The organism is Actinomycetota bacterium, from assembly GCA_036280995.1.
Lineage (GTDB): Bacteria > Actinomycetota > CALGFH01 > CALGFH01 > CALGFH01 > CALGFH01.
Window position 1 is genome coordinate 1 of sequence record DASUPQ010000029.1, and the last position, 2,688, is coordinate 2,688.

General features: G+C 68.9%; 3 protein-coding genes. All 3 read right to left on the reverse strand.

Translation table 11 applies throughout. From position 1 onward, the window contains the following. Positions 1 to 80: 80 nt before the first annotated feature. The 3 genes from VF468_00735 to nthA are packed head-to-tail and all read right to left on the reverse strand — an operon-like array spanning position 81 to position 1,764. A complete protein-coding gene (locus VF468_00735; GenBank protein HEX5876850.1) occupies positions 81 to 413 on the reverse strand; it encodes a nitrile hydratase accessory protein in 333 nt (110 codons plus the stop codon). Between the two features lie 50 nt (positions 414 to 463). Further along, on the reverse strand, positions 464 to 1,126 hold the full coding sequence (gene nthB / locus VF468_00740) for a nitrile hydratase subunit beta (protein HEX5876851.1): 663 nt from the start codon (positions 1,124 to 1,126) through the stop codon (positions 464 to 466). After that, a complete protein-coding gene (nthA, locus tag VF468_00745; protein ID HEX5876852.1) occupies positions 1,126 to 1,764 on the reverse strand; it encodes a nitrile hydratase subunit alpha in 639 nt (212 codons plus the stop codon). Before nthA ends, nthB begins: the two co-directional genes overlap by 1 nt. Between the last annotated feature and the right edge of the window lie 924 nt (positions 1,765 to 2,688).

Sequence of the window (2,688 nt, forward strand, 5' to 3'; positions counted from 1 at the left end):
CCTCGCCTGTGTGTTGATCTGCCTCAAGTCATTGAGGCATTGATCGCCAGCAACGACAAGGACGCCCGTCCAGCAGGCTGCTAGCCGAGATCCTGTGGCTCCAGTTCGATTGGGGTGCCGTGGGGTGTGCGGTCGGCGGCGCGCCTCCAGGCGTCGCGGTAACGCGTGAGCTCGGCCTGGTCGCTCAGGTGCTTGTCGGCGATCAGGCGCTCCAACGCGGCGAGCCAATGGCGGTAATAGGTCTCCCCGGAGTCGGGGTCGCCGCGAGTCTGCGCGCGCTTGATCTCGGCCGCGAGCCTGGCGGACCACTCGGTCCAGGTAAACAGGCCACGCCGGTGCAGCGCCAGGGTGATCGCGAACGCCTGCGCCTCCCACGGCTCACCAAACACCGGCCCGCCGGAGTCGGAGGGCATCTCGGGGACGGCCTCGGGTGCGCCGTGCGTGGGAATGCGGTCACTGGAGGTCACGGCGCGGGCTCCAGATACGGCTCGAACGCGTCGATGGAGACCGTCACCGTCGGATCGGCTGCAGCGCCCCACAACTCCCGCCCCGGGAAGGACACCGTGTACAGCCATTGCGGGTCCTCGCCGTGTCCGTGCGCGTTGCTGTCGGGAAACACATGGCAGCCGTGCACGCGGGTGACGGTCCCGGTGCGGCCGCGGGCATAGCGGGGCAACCTCGTATGGGTCAGCGGGTGGATGTTCTTCGCTCGCACCTGGTCGCCGACCTGGAAGCGGGCCGGGCGAGGCGCCTCCCGGTTGGTCGGGCGACCACGCTTGAGCAACCCGGTGGCCTCCCCGGCGGCTAGGGTCCGCCTCACCGGCTTGGCCGGTCGCAGGGATCGACCTGCCGCCAGCTCGGCCGGCGCGACCAACCCGCGCTCCACCAACAGTTGCTCAAGTCCCCCAAGCCAGAGCTGGTAGTAGCTCTTGGAGAGGTACTCCGCCGGCGGGCGGTTCTCGCGGGCAAAGCGCGCGGCGTCCAGGGTCCATTCACCGGTGGCGCCCATCGCCAGCACCAGCGCAAGCACGCGCCGCTCCCAGTCGGCGTGAAACACCGGCTCGTCCGGCTCGGGCACCACCGCGCCGAACCCGTGGACGCCGCCCATGTCGTGCGCCCCGTTCATCACCGCACGTCTGGGCGCTTGGGCAGCCCGGCCCCGATCATCGAGTCCCGCGTGACCAGGCGGGCAAGCTCCGCTTCCCCCCAGCCGCCGGTCCCCGCCGGGCGCATCGGCAGGACCAGATAGCGCACCTCCGCGGTGGAATCCCACACACGGACCTCGGTGTCCGCCGGTAGCTCCACCCCGAAGTCGTGGAGGACACCACGCGGGTCGGCAACCGCGCGCGAGCGGTAGGGCGCCGACTTGTACCACACCGGCGGCAGCCCCAGCACCGGCACCGGGTAGCACGAGCACAACGTGCACACGACCAAGTTGTGCACGCTGGCGGTGTTCTCCAACGCCACCATGGCCTCCCCCTGACGGCCGCCATAGCCCAGCGAGGCGATCGCCGCATCGCTGTCGGTCAACAGCCACTGCCGGAAGCCGGGATCCACCCAGGCCTTGGCGACCACCCGCGCGCCGTTGTGGGGGCCAACCTTGGTCTCGTAGGTCTCGATCAGCACGTCCAGCGCGGCCGGATCGACATAGCCCTTCTCCACCAGGATGCTCTCGAGCGCGCGGACCCTGAGCTGCGTCTCCGACAGCTCCGAACCATGCTCGTGATCCGCAGCACGGTGCGGATCATCGCCCGCGCGGGACATGCGCCAAGTATCCAGCCGCGCTACCGACTTGGCCACCGAAGCGCTCCTGGCACTCTCCAGTGGCGGTCGGGGTCGATCCAAGGCGCAACCGCACCCGCCGCCAGCGCCAGCGGCGTAACCAGTCCCTTACGTCCGATCGAGGACGACCCGCACCCACCGTTTGGGGGCATCGACTGGAGCCAGGTAGACCGGCACAGCTACGAGCCGGTGCTTGGCCCCATGGTGCAGCGGCAGCGGGCCGACGGCCGGAGCTCCTGGCCAAGCTGAGCGGCTGAGCTGCTAGGTGGCGTTCGCCAGCGCAGCAGCTCAGGCGTTAGCGAGCATTCACGCCAGCCGGGCGAGATGATCAGGTCGGCGTGCAGCTGGACCCGCTCGATGCCGCCAGTGTCGATGGCCGCCTGCTCGGCGGTGCCTGAACCCAATACCGCTGGGAAGACCGCCACCGCGGCCGCTGACCGCCCATCGGCGCAGGCTCTGACTCAAACCTTGGGCGACAGCGGCGTTTCACCCGCCGGTGCACGAGGAGCCTAGTTGTCGGCTCGAGCAGCTGCGTCTGTGGCGCCGGGAGGTCGCCGACACCAGCATGAGGGAGCGATGGACCGAACAGCGCGGCTACTGCCTGACCATGGCGATGTGGATGAGGTGGTCGGGGGGTCGATGACACCTCAGGAAGTTAAGCCAGTTATGAGGTGTCATCCGGTACACGGCCCGCCGAACCGGCTCCAACGCACTGTGACTAGCGTTTCCGCTGATTGTCGCTGGTAGTGGGCCTGGGAGGACTTGAACCTCCGACTTCATCCTCAGGTGAAGATCCCCGCCCGCGGTGGCAAACTACCTGGTACTTACCAAGGTCGACGCGGACCTCGCCCCCTCCGCGGAGCAGTCAACGGCCCAGGGGCCGTCTCACGCTGCCCATCTTCATCC

Excerpts from the sequence above, each read along its gene's own strand:
- VF468_00735 (HEX5876850.1), bottom strand. The coding sequence starts at position 413 with ATGCCCTCCGACTCCGGCGGGCCGGTGTTTGGTGAGCCGTGGGAGGCG.
- nthB (HEX5876851.1), bottom strand. The coding sequence starts at position 1,126 with ATGAACGGGGCGCACGACATGGGCGGCGTCCACGGGTTCGGCGCGGTG.
- nthA (HEX5876852.1), bottom strand. The coding sequence starts at position 1,764 with ATGTCCCGCGCGGGCGATGATCCGCACCGTGCTGCGGATCACGAGCAT.